Genomic DNA, 1,847 nt, shown 5'->3' with positions numbered 1-1,847 from the left:
GAAGTTATTTTTATTAAAAATATATATAATAAAAAAGAAGGTTAACTCAAAATTTCAATTAACCTTCTTTTTATTATGTACTTATAGTATTTAATTTAAGAGAATTTATCTACTACATGTTGATGCACATCTGTACATTACTATATGTAAATCATTATCTATTTTATTTACAGTGGCTTTATCTACCATAGAACCTACTAAAAATAATTCATCTTCGTGTGAATCATCCCCCATTAGTTCCCAATAGAATTCTTCTACTTCACATTGTCTTTGAATATTTAAAACATCATCAAGAGATGCAATTTCTTCATTGGGATAAGATGAATTATGGTCGATAATAGTTATAGTTGATAAATTTTCTTCTCTTTTTATCTTAATATCTATATCATTTGATCCACTTCTCATCAATAAAGATGTTACTTCATCAACTAATTTGGTTATTTTTTTTACTTCATTTTTCACTTAAACTACCTCCTCTTTACAAATGCATCAAGTATAGGTAATAAGAAACCAGCAACCAATCCACCTGCAAATCCGTTGTTATATAAATTTACTCCTCCGTGTATTATACCAACATTTGTCGCTAAAAGGAAATGTAATATTCCTGCAATAAATCCTATTTTAGATCCATAGACCCCTGCTATAGGAGCTAACGTTGTTGAAAATAGAATTGTTATTATAGTTCCTGTTGCAGAAATATCATTACCTAAGAATAATGCAGTAGTTATTACACCTAAAATAACAGGAATACAGTTTTTTAGATGCTTTCCAAAAGCACTAAATCCTACAACTGTAAATATACCTGCTATGACTGGTCCATTTACTACACCACCTATTAAAAGTACAAATGATAATGAAAGTAACCCCATAACCCCCATATTAAAGAATGTTATTCCATATCCCATTAAGTAAGTATAGTCTGTAACTACCTTTCCACTATATTTAAAGATATGTTTATATTCTTTTAATGTATTTTTATTTATTGAAATTCCTATAACAATTAAGTACACAAATATAAATATTAAAGTTAATATTAGAAAAATATTATTCTCTAAATATAATATATTTACTGATTCAATTTCTATATGAAGGCTTCTTAAAGCACTTGTAAGTATAGTTCCTAGTATACCTGCTGTAAATCCAAGATTATATATATTATAACCATCATAAAATTTTACCATATGAGATGCTAAAGGTGTAATTATAAAGCCTATAAATATACCTATACTAATACCAATTAAAATACCTATTTTAGCTGGTAAAATACTTGAAAAGCTTATTTCACTAATAACAGGTGCAAGTGCAGTTGCAAACATAATAGACACTATGATATCTTTAAAATCTATTCTTTTATGATAACTATATAAGTATCCGCCAATATATATTGGTATTATATTAAATATGTTTTTACCAAAGAATGAGAATCCCATAACAGTCATAAATGCAGCTAATATAAGACCATTGATTCTTAACTTATACTTTCTCAATAGATACAGATTGAAAAAACTTATTAAGGAAACATTAATAAGTGTAGATCCAATTCCTCCTACTGATAAAAAGTCAGTTATTAATATTGTTGGTGAAAGTAATATGTTTTTAAAACCTGTATATAGAGTAAAATTTGTTCCATCACCAAAAAATGAAAAAAGTATTCCTGCAATAAAGAAAACTACTGGAAATACAAGTAATATCATAAGTTTTTGTTCTTTGTGCAACTCTTTTTCTTTATATTTATGTATATACATTTATATCCTCCTTTTAAATATGTAATTATTAAAAAATGATTCGTGAAGATGTAAATAATTTATTCTATTATAGCATTTATGTTATATAAAAGTAAAATACTA

The 1,847-nt window shown here is 25.9% G+C and carries 2 protein-coding genes; both read right to left on the bottom strand.

Annotated features, from left to right (window positions below; all coding sequences use genetic code 11):
• Positions 1 to 105 precede the first annotated feature (105 nt).
• Positions 106 to 462, bottom strand: a complete 357-nt coding sequence (locus tag G3997_RS08750; RefSeq protein WP_296645398.1) for a hypothetical protein — start codon at positions 460 to 462, stop codon at positions 106 to 108.
• Positions 463 to 467: 5 nt separating this feature from the next.
• The gene (locus G3997_RS08745; protein WP_296645397.1) at positions 468 to 1,745 is read right to left on the bottom strand and encodes a DUF1576 domain-containing protein; all 1,278 of its coding nucleotides are present in this window, start codon (positions 1,743 to 1,745) and stop codon (positions 468 to 470) included.
• Positions 1,746 to 1,847: the final 102 nt, after the last annotated feature.

Origin of the sequence: Romboutsia sp. 13368 (genome assembly GCF_018336475.1) — a bacterium.
Taxonomy (GTDB): Bacteria; Bacillota; Clostridia; order Peptostreptococcales; family Peptostreptococcaceae; genus Romboutsia.
The sequence above is the reverse complement of the archived record's forward strand: the minus strand, read 5'-3'. Positions and strand labels throughout refer to the sequence as shown.